Source organism: Streptomyces lasiicapitis (genome assembly GCF_014646335.1).
GTDB lineage: Bacteria > Actinomycetota > Actinomycetes > Streptomycetales > Streptomycetaceae > Streptomyces > Streptomyces lasiicapitis.
On record NZ_BMNG01000017.1, the window covers coordinates 65673 to 89406 of the forward strand.

Annotated in this window: 18 protein-coding genes; 11 read left to right on the forward strand and 7 right to left on the reverse strand. The window is 71.9% G+C overall.

Annotated elements, in window-relative coordinates; translation table 11 throughout:
* The first annotated feature begins 93 nt into the window (after positions 1 to 93).
* Together recD2 and IEY91_RS33095 are read left to right on the forward strand one after the other, a co-directional pair.
* Positions 94 to 2349, forward strand: coding sequence for an SF1B family DNA helicase RecD2 (recD2, locus tag IEY91_RS33090; protein WP_229697387.1), 2256 nt, complete (start codon positions 94 to 96; stop codon positions 2347 to 2349).
* Between the two features lie 228 nt (positions 2350 to 2577).
* On the forward strand, positions 2578 to 3876 hold the full coding sequence (locus IEY91_RS33095) for a citrate synthase (protein ID WP_164324893.1): 1299 nt from the start codon (positions 2578 to 2580) through the stop codon (positions 3874 to 3876).
* A 490-nt stretch (positions 3877 to 4366) separates the two neighbouring features.
* Here IEY91_RS33095 and IEY91_RS33100 read toward each other — a convergent pair whose 3' ends face one another.
* From IEY91_RS33100 to IEY91_RS33120, 5 genes are all read right to left on the reverse strand, one after another.
* Positions 4367 to 6631: a heavy metal translocating P-type ATPase gene (locus IEY91_RS33100; protein ID WP_189176821.1), complete on the reverse strand. Its 2265-nt coding sequence runs from the start codon at positions 6629 to 6631 to the stop codon at positions 4367 to 4369.
* 84 nt (positions 6632 to 6715) lie between these two features.
* Complete coding sequence (locus IEY91_RS33105; protein ID WP_189176822.1) at positions 6716 to 6961, reverse strand: heavy-metal-associated domain-containing protein; 246 nt, start codon at positions 6959 to 6961, stop codon at positions 6716 to 6718.
* 167 nt (positions 6962 to 7128) lie between these two features.
* Positions 7129 to 7329 (reverse strand): helix-turn-helix transcriptional regulator, encoded by a 201-nt coding sequence (locus tag IEY91_RS33110; RefSeq protein WP_164324899.1) that lies wholly within the window; start codon positions 7327 to 7329, stop codon positions 7129 to 7131.
* Between the two features lie 327 nt (positions 7330 to 7656).
* The gene (locus tag IEY91_RS33115; RefSeq protein ID WP_189176823.1) at positions 7657 to 8658 is read right to left on the reverse strand and encodes a helix-turn-helix domain-containing protein; all 1002 of its coding nucleotides are present in this window, start codon (positions 8656 to 8658) and stop codon (positions 7657 to 7659) included.
* A gap of 90 nt (positions 8659 to 8748) precedes the next feature.
* Positions 8749 to 9648: a sugar phosphate isomerase/epimerase family protein gene (locus tag IEY91_RS33120; RefSeq protein WP_189176824.1), complete on the reverse strand. Its 900-nt coding sequence runs from the start codon at positions 9646 to 9648 to the stop codon at positions 8749 to 8751.
* A 138-nt stretch (positions 9649 to 9786) separates the two neighbouring features.
* Here IEY91_RS33120 and iolC point away from each other — a divergent pair, with 138 nt between their 5' ends.
* From iolC to IEY91_RS33150, 6 genes are all read left to right on the forward strand, one after another.
* A complete protein-coding gene (gene iolC, locus IEY91_RS33125; RefSeq protein WP_434092983.1) occupies positions 9787 to 10770 on the forward strand; it encodes a 5-dehydro-2-deoxygluconokinase in 984 nt (327 codons plus the stop codon).
* 8 nt (positions 10771 to 10778) lie between these two features.
* Complete coding sequence (locus IEY91_RS33130) at positions 10779 to 11660, forward strand: Cgl0159 family (beta/alpha)8-fold protein (protein WP_444545480.1); 882 nt, start codon at positions 10779 to 10781, stop codon at positions 11658 to 11660.
* A gap of 30 nt (positions 11661 to 11690) precedes the next feature.
* Positions 11691 to 12494, forward strand: a complete 804-nt coding sequence (iolB, locus tag IEY91_RS33135) for a 5-deoxy-glucuronate isomerase (protein ID WP_189176826.1) — start codon at positions 11691 to 11693, stop codon at positions 12492 to 12494.
* Entirely contained in the window at positions 12491 to 14389 is a 1899-nt protein-coding gene (gene iolD / locus IEY91_RS33140; RefSeq protein WP_189176827.1) for a 3D-(3,5/4)-trihydroxycyclohexane-1,2-dione acylhydrolase (decyclizing), read from the forward strand. The genes iolB and iolD overlap by 4 nt, the downstream gene beginning before the upstream one ends.
* Positions 14390 to 14411: 22 nt before the next feature.
* Entirely contained in the window at positions 14412 to 15923 is a 1512-nt protein-coding gene (gene mmsA / locus IEY91_RS33145; RefSeq protein WP_164328527.1) for a CoA-acylating methylmalonate-semialdehyde dehydrogenase, read from the forward strand.
* 320 nt (positions 15924 to 16243) lie between these two features.
* Positions 16244 to 17689, forward strand: coding sequence for an APC family permease (locus IEY91_RS33150; protein ID WP_189176828.1), 1446 nt, complete (start codon positions 16244 to 16246; stop codon positions 17687 to 17689).
* A gap of 42 nt (positions 17690 to 17731) precedes the next feature.
* Here IEY91_RS33150 and IEY91_RS33155 read toward each other — a convergent pair whose 3' ends face one another.
* Positions 17732 to 18211, reverse strand: a complete 480-nt coding sequence (locus IEY91_RS33155) for a TetR/AcrR family transcriptional regulator C-terminal domain-containing protein (protein ID WP_189176829.1) — start codon at positions 18209 to 18211, stop codon at positions 17732 to 17734.
* An 11-nt stretch (positions 18212 to 18222) separates the two neighbouring features.
* Between IEY91_RS33155 and IEY91_RS33160 the strand changes: the two genes are divergently transcribed.
* Positions 18223 to 18618, forward strand: coding sequence for an ABC transporter permease (locus IEY91_RS33160; protein WP_164324913.1), 396 nt, complete (start codon positions 18223 to 18225; stop codon positions 18616 to 18618).
* Positions 18619 to 18667: 49 nt separating this feature from the next.
* On the opposite strand, the gene IEY91_RS33165 is transcribed toward IEY91_RS33160, so the two are convergent.
* Complete coding sequence (locus IEY91_RS33165) at positions 18668 to 19912, reverse strand: threonine synthase (RefSeq protein WP_189176830.1); 1245 nt, start codon at positions 19910 to 19912, stop codon at positions 18668 to 18670.
* A gap of 157 nt (positions 19913 to 20069) precedes the next feature.
* On the opposite strand from IEY91_RS33165, the gene IEY91_RS33170 reads away from it, so the two are divergent.
* Both IEY91_RS33170 and IEY91_RS33175 read left to right on the forward strand, forming a co-directional pair.
* Positions 20070 to 22805 (forward strand): alpha/beta fold hydrolase, encoded by a 2736-nt coding sequence (locus IEY91_RS33170; protein WP_189176831.1) that lies wholly within the window; start codon positions 20070 to 20072, stop codon positions 22803 to 22805.
* Complete coding sequence (locus IEY91_RS33175) at positions 22802 to 23734, forward strand: ABC transporter permease (RefSeq protein WP_229697388.1); 933 nt, start codon at positions 22802 to 22804, stop codon at positions 23732 to 23734. The genes IEY91_RS33170 and IEY91_RS33175 overlap by 4 nt, the downstream gene beginning before the upstream one ends.

Below are 23734 nucleotides of genomic sequence, written 5' to 3' on the forward strand. Positions count from 1 at the left end.
TTTGCCGGCGTGGGCACCCTGACCAGGCGGGGGTGTTGCGCCCCTTACGGGGCAACCGGAGGCGCTGTCAGTGGGCGGGGGTAGCTTCGGGGCATGTCGAGTGCCGCACAGCGGGGTACCGCTGGTGTCCCCGCGCCCCGTATGGCCGTCGTCGAGGGCGTCCTGGAGCGCGTGACGTACGCCAATGAGGAGAACGGGTACACGGTCGCGCGGGTGGACACCGGGCGGGGCGGCGGTGACCTGCTGACCGTCGTCGGGGCGCTGCTCGGCGCGCAGGTCGGCGAGTCCCTGCGGATGGAGGGCCGCTGGGGCTCCCACGCGCAGTACGGCAAGCAGTTCACCGTGGAGAACTACACGACGGTGCTCCCGGCCACGATCCAGGGCATCCGGCGCTATCTCGGCTCCGGCCTGATCAAGGGCATCGGCCCGATCATGGCCGACCGCATCACGACGCACTTCGGCGTGGACACCCTCGACATCATCGAGACCGAGCCCAAGCGCCTCATCGAGGTCCCCGGCCTCGGCCCGAAGCGCACGAAGAAGATCGCGGCCGCCTGGGAGGAGCAGAAGGCCATCAAGGAAGTGATGGTCTTCCTCCAGGGCGTCGGCGTCTCCACGTCCATCGCCGTGCGGATCTACAAGAAGTACGAGGACGCCTCCATCTCGGTGGTGCGGAATCAGCCCTACCGCCTCGCGGCCGACGTGTGGGGCATCGGCTTCCTCACCGCCGACCGCATCGCCCAGTCCGTCGGCATCCCGCACGACAGCCCGGAGCGCGTCAAGGCCGGTCTGCAGTACGCCCTTTCGCAGTCCACCGACCAGGGCAACTGCTTCCTGCCCGAGGAGCGCCTGATCGCCGACGCGGTCAAGCTCCTCCAGGTCGACACGGGACTCGTGATCGACTGCCTGGCAGAGCTGGCCCAGGACCCGGAGGGCGTGGTCCGTGAGTCCGTCCCCGGCCCGGACGGTGGCGACGACGTCACGGCCGTCTATCTGATCCCCTTCCACCGCGCCGAACTCTCCCTGTCAGGGCGGCTTTTGAGCTTGCTGCGGGCCCCGGAGGACCGGATGCCGGGCTTCCGGGACGTCGCCTGGGACAAGGCGCTCGGCTGGCTCAAGGGGCGCACGGGGGCCGAGCTCGCGCCCGAGCAGGAGGAGGCGGTCAAGCTCGCCCTGTCCAGCAAGGTCGCCGTCCTCACCGGCGGGCCCGGCTGCGGCAAGTCCTTCACGGTGCGCTCGATCGTGGAGCTGGCCCGCGCCAAGAAGGCCAAGGTGCTGCTCGCCGCGCCCACGGGCCGCGCCGCCAAGCGCCTCGCCGAGCTGACCGGCGCCGAGGCGTCCACCGTCCACCGCCTCCTGGAGCTGAAGCCCGGCGGCGACGCGGCGTACGACAAGGACCGCCCCCTGGACGCCGACCTGGTGGTCGTCGACGAGGCCTCCATGCTCGACCTGCTCCTCGCCAACAAGCTGGTCAAGGCCGTGCCGCCGGGCGCCCACCTGCTTTTCGTGGGCGATGTGGACCAGCTTCCGAGCGTCGGTGCGGGCGAGGTCCTGCGGGACCTGCTCAGCGAGGAGAGCCCGGTCCCCGCGGTCCGCCTCACCCGGGTCTTCCGCCAGGCGCAGCAGTCCGGGGTGGTCACCAACGCCCACCGCATCAACTCCGGGCAGCCGCCCCTGACCCAGGGCCTGAACGACTTCTTCCTCTTCGTGGAGGACGACACGGAGGAGGCAGGACGCCTCACCGTCGACGTGGCGGCCCGCCGCCTGCCCGCGAAGTTCGGCCTCGACCCGCGCCGGGACGTGCAGGTCCTCGCCCCCATGCACCGCGGCCCGGCGGGCGCCGGCCACCTGAACGGCCTGCTCCAGCAGGCCATCACCCCCGCCCGCCCGGACCTCGCGGAGAAGCGCTTCGGCGGCCGCGTCTTCCGCGTCGGCGACAAGGTCACCCAGATCCGCAACAACTACGAGAAGGGCGCCAACGGCGTCTTCAACGGCACGGTGGGCGTGGTCACCGCCCTGGACGCCGACGAACAGCGCCTGACCGTCCGCACCGACGAGGACGAGGAAGTTCCGTACGACTTCGACGAACTCGACGAACTCGCCCACGCCTACGCGGTGACAATCCACCGCTCGCAGGGAAGTGAGTACCCAGCGGTGGTGATCCCGGTCACCACCGGCGCCTGGATGATGCTGCAGCGGAATCTGCTCTACACAGCTGTGACACGCGCGAAGAAGCTGGTCGTGCTCGTCGGTTCGCGCAAGGCTCTCGGCCAGGCGGTCCGCACGGTCTCCGCAGGCCGGCGCTGCACGGCCCTCGACCACCGGCTCGCCGGTCGTCGCACCGGCTGAGGGCGGGCGTCAACGCGGCGCGTACCAATGATCGATCAAACGAGTCGGAAAGGTCACACAGCACTTTCGGAACTGGGGCGAAGGGGGCAGGATGAGCAGGTTGGCGGCACTGAGTGCCGCCAATAGGCCCAATGGTCGACCCCGAGTGCACTCTCCAGGGCCAAATGGGGGATGGTAGAGACAGTCAGGGCACCTCGAAGAAGAGGCACAACGTCGGTGAGGGATGACGTGAGCGAGAACGCTAACAAGGCTGTAGTACTGCGGTACGACGATGGCGAGTACACCTACCCGGTGATCGAGTCCACTGTCGGCGACAAGGGCTTCGATATCGGCAAGCTCCGCGCCCAGACCGGTCTGGTGACCCTGGACAGCGGCTACGGGAACACCGCCGCCTATAAATCCGCCATCACGTATCTGGACGGCGAGCAGGGCATCCTGCGCTACCGCGGCTATCCGATCGAGCAGCTCGCGGAGCGCTCCACCTTCACCGAGGTGGCGTATCTGCTGATCAACGGTGAGCTGCCGAAGGTCGACGAGCTCGCCAGCTTCAAGAACGAGATCACCCAGCACACCCTGCTGCACGAGGACGTCAAGCGGTTCTACGACGGCTTCCCGCGCGACGCGCACCCGATGGCCATGCTGTCCTCCGTGGTCAGCGCGCTGTCGACGTTCTACCAGGACAGCCACAACCCGTTCGACGAGACGCAGCGGCACCTCTCGACGATCCGGCTGCTCGCCAAGCTTCCGACGATCGCGGCGTACGCGTACAAGAAGTCGGTCGGCCACCCGGTGGTCTACCCGCGCAACGACCTCGGTTACGTCGAGAACTTCCTGCGCATGACGTTCTCGGTGCCTGCCGCCGAGTACGACCTGGACCCGGTCGTCGTCTCCGCGCTCGACAAGCTGCTCATCCTGCACGCGGACCACGAGCAGAACTGTTCGACGTCCACGGTGCGTCTGGTCGGCTCCTCGCAGGCCAACATGTTCGCCTCGATCTCGGCGGGCATCTCGGCCCTGTGGGGCCCGCTGCACGGCGGCGCCAACCAGTCGGTCCTGGAGATGCTCGAGGGCATCCAGGCCAACGGCGGCGACGTCGACTCCTTCATCAACAAGGTGAAGAACAAGGAGGACGGCGTCCGCCTGATGGGCTTCGGCCACCGGGTGTACAAGTCCTTCGACCCGCGCGCGAAGATCATCAAGGCTGCCGCGCACGACGTCCTCTCGGCTCTCGGCAAGTCCGACGAGCTGCTTGACATCGCGCTCAAGCTGGAGGAGCACGCGCTCTCCGACGACTACTTCGTCTCGCGCAACCTCTACCCCAACGTGGACTTCTACACCGGTCTGATCTACCGGGCGATGGGCTTCCCGACCGAGATGTTCACGGTCCTGTTCGCCCTCGGCCGCCTGCCGGGCTGGATCGCCCAGTGGCACGAGATGATCAAGGAGCCTGGCTCCCGCATCGGCCGTCCGCGGCAGATCTACACGGGCGAGGTCATCCGGGACTTCGTCCCGGTGGAGGCCCGCTAGCCTGCGGCTTTCGTCGTGGCTGGTCGCGCCCACGCGGCGGAGCCGCACATCGGCACGGCCCCGCGCCCCTTATGGGGCGCGCCCCACGTCATGAAAAACGCCCCGCCGTCGATCCCCCCACGGGTCGACGGTCGGGGCGTTTTCCTGTGCCCCGGTGCGGATTCCCCCCACGGGATCCGGCCGGGAGTCTGTGGTCGCGGTCTGCCGGGACGCGTACGGGATCAGGAGGGCCGCTCAAAGCTCCCCGGTGCACGTGCCCCGGCCAACACACTCCAGGGACATCCCCCAAGATGTCCCCCGACACCTGACAGATCCCCCAAGATCCCTCTGGTGTCGCCCTCTTAGACTCACGAGCCCCCTCGATGGTTACGTTGCGATCATTGTGATCTACGTCTCTTGCATATGCCATCGAACAAGCACAAGAGGGTCCATATGCGGATATCCCTCCTGAGGTGAGAGTCCCGCGAAGACAGTGTGAAGGATCGCGAGGCTATGTGAAAGACCGCAAGCGGAGGCTGTTGGTGACGACGAACACGGAAGAGAACGCCATGGCCGCTCCGGCGATCATCGGGTTGAGCAGTCCGGCGGCCGCGAGGGGCAGCGCGGCGACGTTGTAGCCGAAGGCCCAGCAGAGGTTTCCCTTGATGGTGGCGAGGGTCCTGCGGGCCAGCCGGATGGCGTCGGCGGCCACCCGCAAGTCGCCCCGGACGAGCGTGAGATCGCCCGCCTCGATGGCGGCGTCCGTGCCCGTGCCCATGGCGAGCCCGAGGTCGGCCGTCGCCAGGGCGGCCGCGTCGTTCACGCCGTCCCCGACCATGGCCACGACCCGCCCCTCGTCCTGGAGCCGGCGCACCACGTCGGCCTTGTCGCACGGCAGCACCTCGGCGTACACGGCGTCGGGCGGGATGCCGACGGCCTGCGCGACCGTCTCCGCGACGGCCCGGTTGTCACCCGTCAGAAGAACGGGACGCAGGCCGAGTTCACGCAGCCGGCGCACCGCCTCGGCGCTGGTGTCCTTGACCGTGTCGGCCACCGTGAGCAGCCCGCGCGCCGCGCCGTCCCAGGCGACAAGGACGGCGGTACGGCCCGCCGCCTCGGCGCGCTTCTTCGCGGCGGCCAGCTCGTCGAGCCCGGTGATGTGCGCGTCCGTGAGCAGCCGCTCGCTCCCGGCGAGCACCACGTGTCCGTCCACCGTGCCGCGCACGCCGTTCCCGGGCACGTTCGCGAAGTCCACCGGCGCCGGCAGCGCTCCCGCGTCGAGGCCGAGCCGCCGGGCCGCGCCCGCCGCGACGGCCCGCGCCACGGGGTGTTCGGAGGCGTGCTCCAGGGCGCCCGCGAGCCGCAGCAGCTCCTTCTCGTCCGTCCCGTCGGCCGCGTACACGTCCTGAAGGGCCATACGTCCCGTCGTCACCGTGCCGGTCTTGTCGAGGACGACCGTGTCGACGCGGCGGGTGGACTCAAGGACCTCCGGGCCCTTGATGAGGATGCCGAGCTGGGCGCCCCGGCCCGTGCCCACGAGCAGCGCGGTGGGCGTGGCGAGGCCGAGCGCGCAGGGGCAGGCGATGATCAGTACGGCGACGGCGGCCGTGAAGGCAGCCGCGGAGCCCACGCCGTTGCCCAGCCAGAAGCCGAGCGTGGCCACGGCGAGCGCGATGACGACCGGCACGAACACGGCGGCCACGCGGTCGGCGAGGCGCTGCACCTCGGCCTTGCCGCTCTGCGCGTCCTCCACGAGCCGGGCCATCCGGGCGAGCTGGGTGTCGGCGCCGACGCGGGTGGCCTCGACGACCAGGCGCCCGCCCGCGTTCACGGTCGCGCCGGTCACCGCGTCGCCCACGGTGACGTCGGCGGGCACGGACTCGCCGGTGAGCATCGAGACGTCGACGGCGGACGCGCCCTCGATGACCGTGCCGTCGGTGGCGACCGTCTCCCCGGGCCGGACGACGAAGCGGTCCCCGACGGCGAGCCGCCCCACCGGGATCCGTGTCTCCGCGCCGTCCGGGCCGAGCACGGACACGTCCTTGGCGCCCAGTTCGAGCAGCGCCCGCAGCGCCGCGCCCGCCTTCCGCTTGGAGCGGGCCTCCAGATAGCGGCCGAGCAGGATGAACGTGACGACGCCCGCGGCCACTTCGAGGTAGAGCGCCGACGAGCTGTCGCCGCGCGCGATCGTGAACTCGAAGCCGTGCCGCATCCCCGGCTCGCCCGCGGTGCCGAAGAACAGCGCCCACACCGACCAGCCGAAGGCGGCGAGGGTGCCGAGCGAGACGAGGGTGTCCATGGTGGCCGCGCCGTGCCGGGCGTTGGTGAGCGCCGCCTTGTGGAAGGGCAGCCCGCCCCACACGACGACCGGCGCGGCAAGGGTCAGGGACAGCCACTGCCAGTACTCGAACTGGAGCGAGGGCACCATCGCGAGCACGACGACGGGCAGCGCGAGCGCGGCGGAGACCAGCAGCCGCTGGAGCAGCCGGTCGGCCTCGGTGAGGTCGGTGGTGACGGGCCGCACGGAGGTGTCGTCGCCCGGCCCGGCGTCGGGCGCGGGCGGGACGATCTCGTGCGCCGAGTAGCCGAGCTTCTCGACCGTGGCGACGAGTTGGCCGACCTCGACCCCGTCGCCGTACGCCACCTTGGCCTTCTCCGTGGCGAGGTTGACCGACGCGGTGACGCCGTCGATGCGGTTCAGCTTCTTCTCGATGCGGGCCGAGCAGGAGGCGCAGGTCATTCCGCCGATGGCGAGTTCGACCTCGGAGGTGTTCATGACGGCTCTTTCGGGGGAAAGGCGCCGGGCCCCGCGGCCGTGGGTGGCGTGCCGCGGGGCCCGGAGAAAGGGGCGGGGCGGCGGTCAGGCCTTGCCGACGAGCTCGTAACCGGCCTCGTCGACGGCGGCGCGGAGCGCCTCCTCGTCCAGCGGGGCCGCGGAGACGACGGTCACCTTGCCGGTGGCGGCCACCGCCTCGACCGAGCTGACGCCCGCCAGCTCGCCGATCTCACTGGACACAGCCCCCTCGCAGTGGCCGCACGTCATGCCCTTCACGTCGAGCACCGTGGTGACGGATCCGGCCTGCGAGGTCTGGGCGTTGGCGGTCATGTCGTTCTCCTCAGTGAAAAGTGAAAGGTGTGGACGCGTCGGACGTCGGCGCACGCGCGGGGTTCCGGATGGCTCCGGGTGGCTCCAGGGAACCCCGACGTGCTCCACACTATACCCCTAGGGGGTACCAATCCAAGAGGGGGCGGAGGTGCGGTCCCGGTCGGTTGTCAGCCGTCCTTGCGGGCGCGGTTGCCGGGGCGGGAGGCGACCCAGGCGCGGATGGTGTCGGCGTACCAGTAGGGCTTGCCGCTCTCGACGTGGTCGGGCTCGGGCAGCAGACCGTGCTTGCGGTAGGAGCGGACGGTGTCGGGCTGCACCCGGATGTGGGCGGCGATGTCCTTGTACGACCAGAGCCTTCGGTCGGTCATCAGTGGCTCCTCCCTGCGCGCGCCCAGGGCGGCCGGAACGGCCGACGGGGGAGCTGGGCGCGGCAATGGCGATCACTCGGCCTTGTGCCCCGTGAACGACACAGAGTGACCGGCAGGTGGCCTCTGTGGACCGGCTGTGACGCAAGACCCGCGTACACGAGACATGTGTGACAGGAAGGGAGTGTTTGTGACAGAAGTGCCGCTTGCGGAGGGCGTGATGGCGGGGCGTGTCCGGGGCGCGTGACTACGCGGGGTGGTAATGGCGACCCTTGTGCAGGGGGCATGGGGGCATGGGGGCATGAGGGAGGGGCGTCAGTCAGCCCGTCGTCAACGCCGGCGCGCGGTCTTGGAGAAGACCGCGCCGTGGCCGGACGAACCGGGCGCGAGCACGAGGCTGGTCTGTTCGCCCGCGAGCCGCTCCGCCGACGGCGGGCCGCTGTGCGCCGGGAGCGGGGTGCCGCTCGCGTGCGCGAACTGACGCGGCGTACAGCCCGTCATCGCCTTGAACTCGCCGCTGAGGTGCGCCTGGTCGTAGAAGCCGCAGAGCGCCGCCGTCTCGGCCTGGGAGCGGCCCGAGGCGAGCAGCCGGCGGGCGCGCTGCAGGCGCAGGATGCGGCCCGCGGCCTTCGGGCCGAGGCCGATCTGTTCGCGGAAGCGGTTCTCCAGCTGCCGTACGCTCCAGCCGACCTCGTCCGCGAGCCGGGCCACCGGCGCGCTGCCCCGGGTGCGCACCAGCTCCTCCCAGGCCCGCACGGTCCGCGGTGAGCACGGCGGCCCGGTGCCCGACCAGCGGGTGAGGACCTCGTCCAGGAGCCCGAAGCGCTCACTCCAGCGGGGCAGTGCGCCGAGCGCCGCCGCGAGGTCGCCGACGCTCTCCCAGCGGCCCCGCTCGGGCCGGACGCCGAGGGCGTCCGGGTCCAGCACGCGCTCGGCCAGCTCGTGCTGCTCGGTGCCGAGGATCGTGAACGACGCCCACGGCGTGAGCAGCACCTCGATGCCCGCGAGGCGCCCGTCGTGCTCGCCGATGGCCGGCCGCGTGGTGAGCCCGGAGACCACCGACACCAGCGCGACCGGTGGGCGCGCGGAGGCCGTGAGGCGCCTGATGCGCAGCTGGTCGCCGAAGCCGAGCATCAACGTGACGGCGCCGATGGGGACTTCGAGGCGCCGCCGGGGCGCGCTCAGGGCGAGCCGGAAGCCGCGGTAGCTGATCACGCCGGGCCGAAGGCGCGGGTGCGGGCGGGCGAGCGCGACCTCCCAGAGGCCGTCCGGACCGTGCAGGGCGCGCACCTTGGTGCGCGTACGTGCCTCGTGCCAGCGGCCCGCGTTCATGCAGCCTCCCGCCCGTCGTCGGCACGGCGTCGCCCGCCGTACGACCAGCGTGCCGCAACCGCGCGCCGGGCAGGAGGCCCCGGACGCGCCCTACGCGCCGCAGGAGCGCAGGAACGACCGCGTCCGGCGGGCGATCGGCAGCGGCTTGTCCGGCTCGCACGGGTACATGTCCTGCTCGACGATGGCGAACAGGTCGACGTCCAGCTTCTGCGCGGCCTCCAGGACAGGACCGAGCGCGGGCACCCCCGCGGGCGGTTCGCACATCACGCCGCGCGCGACGGCGGGCCCGAACGGCATGTCCTGGGCGCGCACTTCGGCGAGCACGGCCGGGTCGACCTGCTTGAGGTGCAGATAGCCGAGGCGCTCGCCGTACGTCTCGATGAGCTTGACGCTGTCGCCGCCGCAGTACGCGTAGTGGCCGGTGTCCAGGCAGAGCGAGACCAGGTCGGGGTCCGTCGCGTCGAGGAAGCGGGTGACGTTCTCCTCGGTGTCGATGTGGGTGTCGGCGTGCGGGTGCACCACGATCGACAGGCCGTAGCGCTCGCGCACCTCGTGGCCCAGGCGCTCGGTCTGGATGGTCAGTTCGCGCCACTGCGCGGGCGTGAGCGTGGAGTCCTCCAGGACCTCGCCGGTCTTGTCGTCGCGCCAGAAGGACGGGATGACGACGAGGTGGCGCGCGCCCATCGCCTGTGTGAGGGCGGCGATGGCGGACACGTGCTCCCACGTCTTGTCCCACACGTCCGGGCCGTGGTGCAGGCCGGTGAAGACCGTGCCGGCGGAGACCTTGAGGCCGCGGCGGTCCGTCTCGGCGGTCAGCAGGGCCGGGTCGCTCGGCAGATAGCCGTACGGCCCGAGCTCGATCCACTCGTACCCGGATGCGGCGACTTCGTCGAGGAAACGGCTCCAGGGGACCTGCTGGGGGTCCTCGGGAAACCACACGCCCCATGAGTCGGGGGCCGAACCGATCCGGATGCGGGACAGCGTCGTCATGGCCGCAAGCCTCGCCGCACGCCGAGAACAGTGTCAAGGAGTAGTCCGAATGTCAGGACAAAATGTTGACAGGGTTCCCAGGGCGGGATTAGACCTGGGGGAGGCGCGACAGGCTGCCTCCAGGAAGGGAAGTGCAGGGTGACCGATCCGTACACGGATGCGTACGACACGTACGAGCCGTACGACGTCATCACGATGGGCCGGATCGGGGTGGACCTCTACCCCCTGCAGACCGGGGTGCCGCTCTCGCAAGTCACGACGTTCGGGAAGTTCCTCGGCGGCTCGGCCACGAACGTCGCGGTCGCGGCGGCGCGGCTCGGGCGGCGCGTGGGCGTTGTCACGCGGACGGGACAGGATCCCTTCGGCACGTATCTGCGCGAGCAGTTGCGGGAGTTCGGGGTGGACGACCGGTGGGTCGGCGAGGTCGCCGGGCTGCCCACGCCCGTCACGTTCTGCGAGGTGTTCCCGCCCGACGACTTCCCGCTGTACTTCTACCGCCAGCCCAAGGCGCCCGACCTGGAGATCTCGGCGGCCGAACTCGACCTCGACGCGATCGCCGAGGCCCGCATCTTCTGGATGACCGGGACCGGGCTGTGCGCCGAGCCCAGCCGGACGGCGACCGTCGCCGCGCTCGGCGCACGCTCGGGGGGCATCACGGTCTTCGACCTCGACTGGCGGCCCATGTTTTGGAACGAGCCCGATGAGGCGCGGCCGCATTACGCCGCGGCTCTGCGGCACGCGAATGTCGCCGTCGGCAATGTGGACGAGGTCGAGGTCGCAACGGGCGTGCGGGAGCCGCGGGCGGCCGCCGGTGCCCTGCTGGACGCGGGAGTTGAGCTGGCCGTGGTCAAGCAGGGACCCCGCGGCGTGCTCGCCATGAACCGGGCCGGGGACGTCGCCGAGGTTCCGCCGCTGCCCGTGACCGTCCTCAACGGGCTCGGGGCCGGGGACGCGTTCGGCGGGGCGCTGTGCCATGGGCTGCTCGCGGGCTGGGAGTTGGAGCGGGTGCTGCGGTACGCCAACGCGGCGGGGGCGATCGTCGCCTCCCGGCTTGAGTGTTCGTCCGCGATGCCGTACGCCGACGAGGTCGAGGCCGCGTTGGCTGCGGGGGCCGTCCTGTGAGCTCCACGGTGGATGTGGCCGAGCTGGTGCGGACCCGGGTGCGGCATCCCGAAGCCATCGCCGAGGCCGCCGCGCGGCGGCCTCGGCGGGAGTTGGTCGGGGACTCCGGGCGGCTCATGGTCATCGCGGCCGATCATCCGGCGCGGGGTGCCCTCGGGGTCGGGAAGGATCCGATGGCCATGGCCGACCGGGCCGACCTCCTTGAGCGGCTGTGTCTGGCGCTGTCGCGGCCGGGGGTCGACGGGGTGTTGGCCACCGCCGACATCCTCGACGACCTGCTGCTGCTCGGCGCGCTCGAAGGCAAGGTCGTCATGGGGTCCATGAACCGCGGCGGGCTCGCGGGCGCCGTGTTCGAGCTGGACGACCGGTTCACCGGGTACCGGCCCGAGGACCTGCACCGCCTCGGCTTCGACGCGGGCAAGCTGCTGCTTCGCGTCGACTACGACGACCCGGGCTCCCTGACCACCCTGGAGGCCACCGCGCGGGCCGTCGACGCGATGGCCGAGCGCAGACTGCCCGTGTTCGTCGAGCCGTTCCTCAGCCGCAGGCAGGGCGGCGTGCTGCGCAACGACCTGAGCGCCGACGCCGTCACCAGGTCCATCGCCATCGCGTCGGGCCTCGGCGGCACCTCCGCGTACACCTGGCTGAAGGTCCCCGTCACCGAGAACCCCGACGACATGGCCCGCGTCATGGAGACCTCGACGCTGCCCGCCGTGCTGCTGGGCGGTGACATCGACGCGGAGGCCCGGGACGCGGACGCGGCGTACGAGAAATGGCGCGGCGCCCTGCGTCTGCCCACCGTGCAGGGCCTGGTCGCCGGGCGCACGCTGCTGTATCCGGCGGACGGTGACGTGGCGGGCGCCGTCGACATCGCGGTCGGCCTGCTGTAGCCGTGTCGTACGCAATCAAGAGGAGCGCGCATGACGTACGTACCAAAAGGAAGTGCGGCCGACGGGACGTACGCCGTCGCCATCGACCCCAAAAGCGCAGCCTGGACGTATGCCGGGCTGCGAGTCGTCGAGATCCCGGCCGGCGGCACGCACTCCTTCGCCACCGGAGAGAGTGAATGGATCGTGCTCCCGCTGACCGGCGGCTGTACGGTGCACGCGGAGGGCGAGATCATCGAACTCCTGGGCCGCGAGAGCGTGTTCAGCGGAGTCACCGACTTCGCTTACGTTCCCCGTGACGCCCACATCCAGATCGCCTCCGGCGTGGGAGGCCGCTTCGCCCTGGCAGGAGCGAAGTGCGAGCGCCGACTCCCCGCCCGCTACGGCCCCACGCCGGAGGTCCCCGTCGAGGAACGCGGCAGCGGCGGCTGCGCGCGGCAGGTCCGCAACTTCGCGTCGGCGGACGCGTTCGAGTGCGACCGGCTCATCGCGGTCGAGGTGATCACGCCGGGCGGCAACTGGTCCTCGTATCCGCCGCACAAGCACGACGAGCACCGGCCCGGCGTCGAGTCCGTCCTCGAAGAGATCTACTACTTCGAGATCGAGGGCGAGCACGGCTTCGGCTACCAGCGGGTGTCCCCCTCGCGCGAGGGCGGCACGGACACGCTCGCCGAGGTGCGCTCCGGCGACGCGGTGCTCGTGCCCGACGGCTGGCACGGGCCGTCCATCGCCCAGCCGGGGCACACCATGTACTACCTGAACGTCATGGCGGGACCGGGGGGCGAGCGGGAGTGGAAGATCTGCTTCCACCCCGACCACACGGAGGGTTACCGATGAGCGGTACGAAGACCGGGGCGTCCGGCACGGTCCGGCTCACGACGGCCCAGGCCCTGGTGCGCTTCCTGGCGCGGCAGTTCACCGAGCGGGACGGCGAACGGCGCCGCCTCATCGGCGCGACCTGGGGCATCTTCGGGCACGGCAACGTGGCGGGACTCGGCCAGGCCCTCGTGGAGTACGGCGAGCAGATGCCGTTCCACCAGGGGCGCAACGAACAGTCCATGGTGCACGCGGCCGTCGGGTACGCGCGCCAGTGCGGGCGGCTTTCCACGCACGCCGTGACGACGTCCATCGGCCCCGGCGCCACCAACCTCGTCACGGGCGCCGCGCTCGCCACCATCAACCACCTGCCGGTGCTCCTGCTGCCCGGCGACACCTTCGCGACCCGCCCCGCCGACCCGGTGCTACAGCAGCTCGAAGTGCCGTACGCGGGCGACGTGTCCGTGAACGACTGCCTGCGGCCCGTCTCGAAGTACTTCGACCGGATCACCCGCCCCGAGGCGCTGATCCCGGCCGCCCTGCAGGCCATGCGCGTGCTCACCGACCCCGTCGACACGGGCGCGGTGACCCTCGCGCTGCCGCAGGACGTGCAGGCGGAGGCCCACGACTGGCCCGAGGAGTTCTTCGCCGAGCGGGTGTGGACGGTGCGCCGCCAGGCCCCCGACCCCGCCGAACTCGCCGCCGCCGCACGCCTGGTGCGCGACAGCCGCCGGCCGCTGATCGTCGCGGGCGGCGGCGTCCACCACAGCGCCGCCGAGCTCGCCCTGTCCGAACTCGCCCACGCCACCCGCATCCCGGTCGCCTCCACCCAGGCCGGCAAGGGCTCCCTGCGCCACGACCACCCCGCCGACGTCGGCGGCATCGGCCACACCGGCACCGCGACCGCCGACGAACTGGCCCGCACCGCCGACCTGGTGATCGGCGTCGGCACCCGCTACACCGACTTCACCACGGCCTCCGGCACCCTCTTCGCGACGCCAGGAGTGCGCTTCCTCAACATCAACATCGCCGCGTTCGACGCGCACAAGATGGCCGGCACGACGGTCGTCGCCGACGCCCGCGCCGCCCTCGACGGCCTGCGGGACATGCTGTCGGGCCACCGCGCCGACACCGCGTACGCCAACGAGTACGTCGACGACAAGGCCCGCTGGGAGCACCGCGTCGACGCCGCCTACGAAGCGGACGAACCGGATGTGCGGCCCACCCAGGCGCAGGTACTCGGCCTGCTCGACGAGCTCGTCACCGAGGCCGACGTCGTCATCAACGCGGCCGGATCGCTCCCCGGCGACCTGCACAAACTGTGGCGGGCGCGCTCGCCGCGGCAGTACCACGTGGAGTACGGCTACTCCTGCATGGGCTACGAGATCCCCGCCGCGATCGGGGTCTCGCTCGCCTCGCCGGAGCGGCCCGTGTGGGCGCTTGTCGGCGACGGGACGTATCTGATGATGCCGACCGAGATCGTCACGGCCGTGCAGGAGAACATCCCGATCAAGGTCGTGATCCTGCAGAACCACGGGTACGCCTCCATCGGGGGCCTTTCGGAGTCCGTGGGCGGCGAGCGGTTCGGTACCGCCTACCGCCACCGGGCGCCGGACGGGACCTACACGGGCGCCCCGCTGCCCGTCGACCTGGCCGCCAACGCGGCCTCCCTGGGGCTCCCGGTGCGACGCGCGAAGACCGTCCGCGAGCTGCGGGAAGCCCTGCGCGAAGCGCGCGAGGCGGACGGCCCCACATGTGTCTACGTGGAGACGGAAACGGCAGACACAGTGTCGGGCCCGCCCCCCGCACAGGCGTGGTGGGATGTGCCCGTGGCCGAGACCGCGACGCGCACGTCGGCGGTCAAGGCACGCGAGGAGTACGACCGGCACGTCTCAGCCCGGCGCCGCCAGCTGTGAAGGGGAACTTGGCATGAGCAATATGACGAGCACGACGAAGACCGTCGACCACTGGATCGGTGGCAAGAGCGTCGAGGGCGCGTCCGGTACGTACGGCCCGGTCACCGACCCGGCCACCGGCGCCGTGACGACCCGCGTGGCCTTCGCGTCCGTCGACGAGGTGGACGCGGCCGTCGCCGCCGCCAAGGCAGCGTACGCGACCTGGGGCCAGTCCTCGCTCGCCCAGCGCACGTCCATCCTGTTCAAGTTCCGCGCGCTGCTCGACGCCCACCGCGACGAGATCGCCGAGCTGATCACCGCCGAGCACGGCAAGGTGCACTCCGACGCCCTCGGCGAGGTCGCCCGCGGCCTGGAGGTCGTCGACCTGGCCTGCGGCATCAACGTGCAGCTCAAGGGCGAGCTGTCCACGCAGGTCGCGAGCCGCGTGGACGTCTCCTCGATCCGCCAGCCCCTCGGCGTCGTCGCGGGCATCACGCCCTTCAACTTCCCCGCCATGGTGCCGATGTGGATGTTCCCGCTCGCCATCGCGTGCGGCAACACCTTCGTGCTCAAGCCCAGCGAGAAGGACCCGTCGGCCGCGATGAAGGTCGCGGAGCTGCTCGCGGAGGCGGGCCTGCCGGACGGCGTCTTCAACGTCGTGCACGGCGACAAGGTGGCCGTCGACCGCCTCCTTGAGCACCCGGACGTCGCGGCCGTGTCCTTCGTGGGCTCCACCCCGATCGCCCGCTACATCCACACCACCGCCTCCGCCAACGGCAAGCGCGTACAGGCCCTCGGCGGCGCCAAGAACCACATGTTGGTCCTGCCGGACGCCGACCTGGACGCGGCCGCCGACGCCGCCGTCTCGGCCGCGTACGGCTCGGCGGGCGAGCGCTGCATGGCCATCTCGGCGGTCGTGGCCGTCGGCGCGGTCGGCGACGAGCTCGTCGCGAAGATCAAGGAGCGCGCCGAGAAGATCAAGATCGGCCCCGGCAACGACCCGGCCTCCGAGATGGGCCCGCTCATCACGGCCGCGCACCGCGACAAGGTCGCCTCGTACGTGAAGGGCGCGGCGGCACAGGGCAGCGAGGTCGTCCTGGACGGCACCGGCCTCACCGTCGAGGGGCACGAGGACGGCCACTGGATCGGGCTCTCCCTGCTCGACCGGGTGCCGGTGACGGCGGACGCGTACAAGGACGAGATCTTCGGCCCGGTGCTCTGTGTGCTGCGCGTGGAGACGTACGAGGAGGGCCTGGCCCTCATCAACGCCTCGCCGTTCGGCAACGGCACCGCGATCTTCACCCGGGACGGCGGCGCCGCGCGGCGCTTCCAGCTCGAGGTCGAGGCGGGCATGGTCGGCGTGAACGTGCCGATCCCGGTGCCGGTGGGCTACCACTCCTTCGGCGGCTGGAAGGACTCGCTCTTCGGCGACCACCACATCTACGGCAACGACGGCACGCACTTCTACACCCGCGGCAAGGTCGTCACCACCCGCTGGCCGGACCCGTCGGACGCCCCGGCGGGCGTGGACCTGGGGTTCCCGCGCAACCACTGACAGCTGTGATCCGTTGAACGAAGCCGTCCGCACTGCGGACGGCTTCGTTTGTTTTTCGGGGCTCGGGCTGCGGTTCTCGTACAGAGGGCGCGAAACGGGTGACGGAGGCTGTGGTGGCAGTTGACCTTCGTATCGAAGGTCGTGAGCGGAATCGATCAGGTGAAATTCACCTGTAGGAGCGAAAGGCTGGGATTCAACGGTGAGTTGGCGACTTGCTGAGGTGCGGATTCCGTAGGCAAACGGCCATTGACGTTCCCCTTACGCCGGGGTTTCCTGACGGCTCTGCCTCCCCCTTCGTACGAGCCGATCGGATCCGCCGTATGACCGAAACGCTTCACACGCCGCCGCCCGAGTCCGCGGTCATCGGGCCGGTCACCGCGCCCGCGCAGGAACCGGAGAAGGCGCCGCGCCAACTGAAGCGTTCCATCGGCGTCGTCGGCGGCACCCTGCTCACGCTGTCCTGCGTGACACCCGCGTCCACGCTGTTCGTGGTCGTGCCCGACCTGTTCTCCTCGCTCGGCACCGCCACCGCGCTCACCATCGCCATCGGCGCGCTGCTTTGCGTGGGCGTCGCGTTCTGCTACTCGGAGCTGGGCACCCTCATCCCCAGCGCGGGCGGCGAGTACGCGATGGTGTCGACCATGGCCGGACGGCTCGCGGGCTGGCTCGTCTTCGTCCTCTCCCTGCTCGTCGTGATGATCGTCCCGCCGGTGATCGCCATGGGTACGGCCGACTACCTCGCCCCGGTCGTGCACCTGGACGCGTCCTGGGCGGGCGCGGGCGTGATGCTCCTCGCCACCCTCGCGGGCCTGCTCGACCTGCGGGCCAACGCGTGGATCACCGGGATCTTCCTGGTACTCGAGGTGGTCGCGGCGGGCGTCGTCGCGGTGCTCGGGTTCGCGCACACCGAGCGGGGGGTCTCCAGCCTCACCGACCTGAGCGTGGCGGCGGGCTCCGGTGCCGGGTCCGGCGACGGCACGAAGGCCGTCACCGCGATGCTGATCATCTCCGGTCTCGCCATCGCCCTCTTCGTCACCCAGGGCTTCTCCACCGCCGTCTACCTCTCCGAGGAGATGGAGAACCCGCGCAAGAACGTGGCCCGCACGGTGCTGCTCACCCTCGGCATCTCGGCGGTCGTGCTCCTCGTGCCGGTCGCCGCGATCACCATGGGCGCCCCGGACCTCGCCGCCCTCACCAGTGGCGACATCAGCGGCATGGTCGCCGCCTGGTCCAGCTCCGGCGTCGGCACCTTCATCAGCCTGTGCGTCGCCCTCGCCATCATCAACGCGGGCATCGTCATGGTGATCCAGAACTCCCGGGTCCTGTTCGCCTCCGCCCGTGACAAGGCGTGGCCCACGCCCGTGAACAAGGTCCTGTCGCGGCTCGGCGGGCGCTTCGGCTCGCCCTGGGTCGCCACGCTCCTGGTGGGCGTCCCGGGCGCCGCGCTGTGCTTCGTGAACCTGGACACCCTCTACGGAGTGACCGGCGTTTCCGTGACGGGCATGTACCTGCTGGTGGCCGTGGCGGCGCTGCTCGCCCGGCGCGGCACGCACCGGCACGCGCCCGCCTGGCGGATGCCGCTGTGGCCCGGGGTGCCGGTGGTGCTCGTCGCGGTGCTCGCGTACGTACTGAGCCAGCAGGAGGCGACGTACCTGCTGTGGACCGGCGGGATCGTGGGGGTGGCCACGCTGTACTGGCTGTTCTATCTGCGGCCGCGCAGGGACAGCCGGTGGCTGGTGACGATTCCGGAGGACGTGCGGGAGTAGTCCCCCCCCGGCCGGATCCTCTACGGCCGGGTCCCGTTTCCGCTAGCGCTGGGGCGCGTCGCCGCCGGTCCGGGTGCCCAGGCGGGCCTGGAGGCCGTCGAGGATGATCTCGACGCCGAAGGCGATCTTCGCGGTGCTCGGTGCGGTTCCGGGGGCGGCGTCCGGTTCGGGCGCCGTCTGCGCGTCTGCCCCCTGTGAGCCCGGAGTCTCCGCGACGCGCGCCTGGGTCCCCGCCTCGATGCGGGCCCGCAGCCGCGGGAACTCCCTCGCGATGCCGTTCGCCCACTCGACGACCTCCTTGACGCCCTGCTCCTCGTCACCGCCCTCGCGGCGGATCCGCGCCCGCAGGGTGGCCGCGGCGGCGTCCTCCAGAGCCGTGCCGGTCACGAACGTCAGGAGCGTGGTCACGGCCCCGTCGAGCTCCTCGCCGGTGAATCCCGCGGCCTCGAAGACGCGGTAGCAGTGGTCCTGGCGGCGTGCCGTCTCCGGGCCGTAGATGAGGTGGGTGCCGCTGGCCGGCATCAGCCACTGGTGTGGCGCTCGCGGTGGGGTTCCGGCCGAACGCCGGGCTCGTGGAGTGGGCCGCCGTCCTCGGCATCCTGGTGCTGCTCGCCTTCGCGCTGAGCTGGGTGTCCGCCGCCATGGGGCTTGGCGCCAAGACCATCGAGGCGGCGAGCAACGCGCCCGCGCCGCTGACCTTCCTGCCGTTCCTGGGCTCCGCGGTGGTCACCCCCGAGTCCATGCCGACGGGCCTGCGCTGGTTCGCCGAGTACCAGCCCTTCACGCCGATCAACGAGACGCTGCGGGGGCTGCTTCTCGGCACCGAGACCGGCAGCAGCGGCGCCCAGGCCCTGGCCTGGATCGCGGGCCTGACCCTGGTGGGCTTCCTCTGGGCGCGCTCGGCCTTCGGCCGGGCGGTCAAGCACTGAGGGCCTGTTGTCGGTTGTTGGCTTCTTTGAGGCGCCCGGCCGCCCGCCGTCACGCCTGGCGCAGCCGCCGCTCCACCGCGTCCCAGTCCTCCGGATCGACCGTCGCGGACGGCCCGGCGGACAGCAGGTCCTGGTCCTTGAAGCCGCTGGACGTGGACACGCACACCACGGGGCCTTCGCCCGCTCTGTCCCGTACGTCTTCGGAGAGCTGCCGCAGACCCGCGAGACCGGCCGCCGCGGACAGCTCCGCCCAGATCCCGTTCCGTGCCAGCTCCGCGCGGGCGGCGGTCATCTCCGCGTCCGTGACGAGCAGGGCCGACCCGCCGCTCTCCCGCAGGGCGACGACGCCGCGGTGGCCGCCCACGGGACAAGAGATGGCGTACGCGGCGGTGGGGCCGACGGGGACCTGCGTGAGCGCCCCCGCGCGCACGGACGCGGCCAGCGGACCGCCCGCGGCGGGCTCGCAGGCGTACATGCGCGGCACCCGGTCCGCGTACCCGAGCCGCACCAGCTCGGCGAAGCCCTTCCACGTACCGAACAGCATCTCTCCGTAGCCGGTGGGTACGTACACCGCGCGCGGGACGGTGCCGAGCTCGGTGAAGATCTCGTACGCGAGGGTCTTGTAGCCCTCGGGGCCGAAGCCGTGCCCGGTGTGCGCGGCGGGCGTGAGGTTGCTGACGGGGTGGTAGCCGGTCCGCTCGGCGATCCGGCGAAGCAGCGACCACCGCTGCTCGATGGGCACCGGAAGCACGGCGGCCCCGTACGCGCGCAGGAAGGCGTCGACGGCGGGCGGCACCTCCGCCGAGGTCACGACGGCGCACCGGAGCCCGGCACGCGCCGCGTACGCCGCCGCGGAGGCGCCGTGGTTGCCGGACGAGGCGACGACGACGCCCGCCGCGCCCGCGCCGACGGCCGCGCTCACCGTGACCCGGTTCAGCCGGTCCTTGTGGCTCCACGTCGGATTGCGGGACTCGTCCTTGATCCACACGCCGTCGGCCAGGGGCAGCAGCGGGGTGCCGCCCTCCGCGAGCCCGGGGGCGTGCAGGGGCGGCAGGAGCGGCGCCCACCGCTCGTGCCCGCGCGGCCGGGGGGTCGCGGTCGCGGTCGCGAAGAAGTCGTCGGGCAGCTTGTCGTAGGCGTAGTCGACCTCCACCGGATACGCCACGGAGTCCGTGCTCGTGGCCGGGCAGCCCTCGGTGAGCGGCGGCCACAGCGGGTACCGGACGTCGGGGTCGCCGAGCGAGCGCTGGCCGGTGGCGAGGGATTCCACGGGGGCAGCAGGCTGAGATGTCATGGGTCAACAGGGTAAGTGCCCCTGACAGTTGGACGGCAGGGGCCGTGCGCTACCGCGTCGGTGGTACGCGGCCGGCCCCGCGTACTTCCCGGGGAGGCCCCCGGGTTCAGACCGGTGGGGGCATTGGTTGTCAGCGGGCCCCCGTACGGTTGACGGCATGGATCTACGACGGCCCTGGGCCGGAGCCTGGAAGGCCGCCCTTCGCCGGCCACGGCGGCTGCTGGCCGCCGTGGCCGCCGTTGTGCTGCTCGTGGCGGCGGGTACGTGGACGGCGCTCGCGTCGGACGACGGGCCGAGTGTGCGCCGCTCGGACCGGCTCCTCGACATGGGCACGGCCGACGGCCGCGAGGTGCGGATCGACACGTCGTACTTCACCGCGGGCGACCCCGGCGCGAAGCGCCCCGCCGTCCTCATCGGGCACGGCTTCGGCGGCAGCAAGGAAGACGTCCGCGAACAGGCCGAGAAGCTCGCCCGCAAGGGCTACGCGGTCATGACGTGGTCGGCCCGCGGCTTCGGCAAGTCCACCGGGCGGATCGGTCTGAACGACCCCAAGGGCGAGGTCGCCGACGTCTCCCGGCTCATCGACTGGCTGGCCGAGCGCCCCGAGGTGGACCTGGACAAGGCGGGCGACCCGCGCGTGGGCGTCACCGGCGCCTCCTACGGCGGCGCGGTCTCGCTGCTCGCCGCCGGGTACGACAAGCGGGTCGACGCCATCGCCCCGGTGATCACGTACTGGAACCTGGCGGACGCCCTGTTCCCCCGAGGCGTCTTCAAGAAGCTGTGGGCCGGGATGTTCGTCACCGCGGGCGGCGGCTGCGACCGCTTCGAGCAGCGGCTGTGCGAGATGTACGACCGCGTGGCGGTGGCCGGGAAGCCCGACGCCAAGGCGCGCGAGCTGCTGTCCGAGCGCAGCCCCTCCGCCGTCGGCGACCGCATCAAGGTGCCCACGCTGATCACGCAGGGCCAGACGGACTCGCTGTTCACGCTCGACCAGTCCGACGCGATGGCCAAGGCGATCCGCGGCAACCACGCGCCGGTCTCGGTCGACTGGATCGCGGGCGGCCACGACGGCGGCGACATGGAGACCGACCGCGTGGCGGGCCGCGTCGGCACCTGGTTCGACCGCTACCTGAAGGACGACAAGGGCGTCGACACCGGCCCCGCCTTCCGCGTCACGCGCACCGGAGGCATCGACTCCACGGACGGCGCGGCCACCCTGCGCGGCGCCAGCGGCGACCGGTACCCGGGCCTGGACAGCGGCGTGCGCGAGATCCCGCTCGGCGGCCGGCCGCAGACCTTCGACAACCCCGCGGGCGCCTCGCCGCCCGCCGTGTCCGCCCTGCCCGGCATCGGCTCGGCGGCGGGCGGAGGCGGCGGGGGAGGCCGCGGTGGCGGCGGGCTCTCGCAGCTCTCCTCGCTCGGCATCGGCGTCTCCCTCGACTTCCCCGGTCAGTACGCGGCGTTCGAGTCGAAGCCGCTCACCAAGGACCTGCGGATCACCGGCACGCCCACCGTGCGCGCCCATGTGAAGTCCGACAGCGAGGACACCGTCCTCTTCGGGAAGGTGTACGACGTCGGGCCCGGCGGCGACCAGCAGGTCCTGCCCGCCCAGCTCGTCGCGCCGGTGCGGATCGCGGGCGCCGTGGACGGCGCGAACGTCGACCTGAAGCTGCCCGCCGTCGACCACGAGCTGAAGAAGGGCCACCGGCTGCGCCTCGTACTCTCCGCGACCGACCTCGGCTACGCCTCACCGGCCGAACCGGCCGCGTACACGGTGTCGTTGAAGGGCGACCTGAAGGTCCCGACCGCCCCCGGAGTGGACACCCCGGCCGCCCCGCTGCCCGCCTGGGTGTGGTGGCTGCCGCTCACCGGCGCGGCCCTCGCGGCGGCCCTCCTCGTCCTCGGCCGCAGGCGTACCACGGCGCCCGCACCCGACCCGGCGCTCGCCGAAGTCCCCCTGCAGATCACCGACTTGAGCAAGCGCTACGCCAAGTCCACCGATCGGTACGCGGTCCGCGACCTCTCCTTCCGCGTCGAGAAGGGCCAGGTCCTCGGCCTCCTCGGGCCGAACGGCGCGGGCAAGACGACGACCCTGCGGATGCTGATGGGCCTCATCCGCCCGGACGCGGGCGAGATCCGCGTGTTCGGCCGCGCGATCCGGCCCGGCGCGCCCGTCCTGTCCCGCGTCGGCGCGTTCGTCGAGGGCGCCGGATTCCTGCCCCACCTCTCCGGCCGGGAGAACCTGGAGCTGTACTGGAAGGCCACAGGACGCCCCGCCGAGGACGCCCACCTGGACGACGCCCTGGAGATCGCCGGGCTCGGCGACGCGCTCGCCCGCGCGGTGCGGACGTACTCCCAGGGCATGCGCCAGCGCCTCGCCATCGCCCAGGCCATGCTCGGCCTGCCGGACCTGCTCATCCTCGACGAGCCGACCAACGGCCTCGACCCGCCCCAGATCCGCGAGATGCGCGAGGTGATGATCCGGTACGCCGCGGGCGGACGCACCGTCATCGTCTCCAGCCACCTCCTCGCCGAGGTCGAGCAGACCTGCACGCACCTGGTCGTCATGGACCGCGGCCGGCTCGTCCAGGCGGGCCCGGTCGACGAGATCGTCGGCTCCGGGGACACGCTCCTGGTGGGCCTCGCGGCCGACATCCCCGAGCCGCTGGTGGAGAAGGTGGCGTCCCTGACCGGCGTGGCGACGGCCGCGCGGGCGGAGGGCGGGCTGCTGGTGCGGCTTGAGCCGACGGAGGGCGACGCGTCTGCGGCTGCCGGTTCCGCCGCCTCCCGGCTGCTCGTCGAGCTGGTCCGGCTCGAAGTCCCCGTCGAGTCCATCGGGCCGCACCGCCGCCTTGAGGACGCGTTCCTGACCCTGATCGGAGGCACCGCATGACGGCGACCGAGAGCACGCCGGGCGCGCCGCACGTGCCGGACTCCCTGGACACCGTCGAGACGGGCCCGGGGGAGGGCCCGGCCGAGCGCGCCACCGCCCCCGGGTACCGCGCGGGGCGCACCCTGCCCCTGCGCGTGGAGGCGGTCCGCCAGCTCAAGCGGCGGCGCACGCTGGTGATGGGCGGCGTGCTCGCGCTGCTCCCGTTCGTGCTCCTTATCGCGTTCGCCGTCGCCGGTTCGCCGGGCGGGCGCAACGGCGAGGTCACGCTGATGGACACGGCCACGGCGTCGGGGGCCAACTTCGCCGCCACCTGCCTGTTCGTCTCGGCGGGCTTCCTCCTGGTGATCCCCGTCGCGCTGTTCTGCGGGGACACCGTCGCCTCCGAAGCGGGCTGGTCCAGCCTGCGCTATCTGCTCGCCGCGCCCGTGCCACGGGCCCGGCTGCTGTGGTCCAAGCTCGCCGTCGCGCTCGGCATGAGCGCCGCCGCGATGGTGCTGCTGCCCCTGGTCGCGCTCGCGGCCGGCACGGCGGCGTACGGCTGGGGGCCGCTGGAGATCCCCACCGGCGGCACGCTCGAAGCGGGCACGGCGGCCCAGCGCCTCGCCGTCGTCGTGGCGTACGTCTTCGTGTCCCAACTGGTCACCGCGGGGCTCGCGTTCTGGCTGTCCACGAAGACCGACGCCCCGCTGGGCGCGGTCGGCGGCGCCGTCGGCCTCACCATCGCGGGGAACGTCCTGGACGCCGTGACGGCCCTCGGGAGCTGGCGCGACTTCCTTCCCGCGCACTGGCAGTTCGCCTGGGCCGACGTGTTCCAGCCGACACCGGAGTGGGGCGGCATGATCCAGGGCTCGGCGATCTCGGTGACGTACGCGTTGGTGCTGTTCGCGCTGGCGTTCCGGGGGTTCTCGCGGAAGGACGTGGTGTCCTAG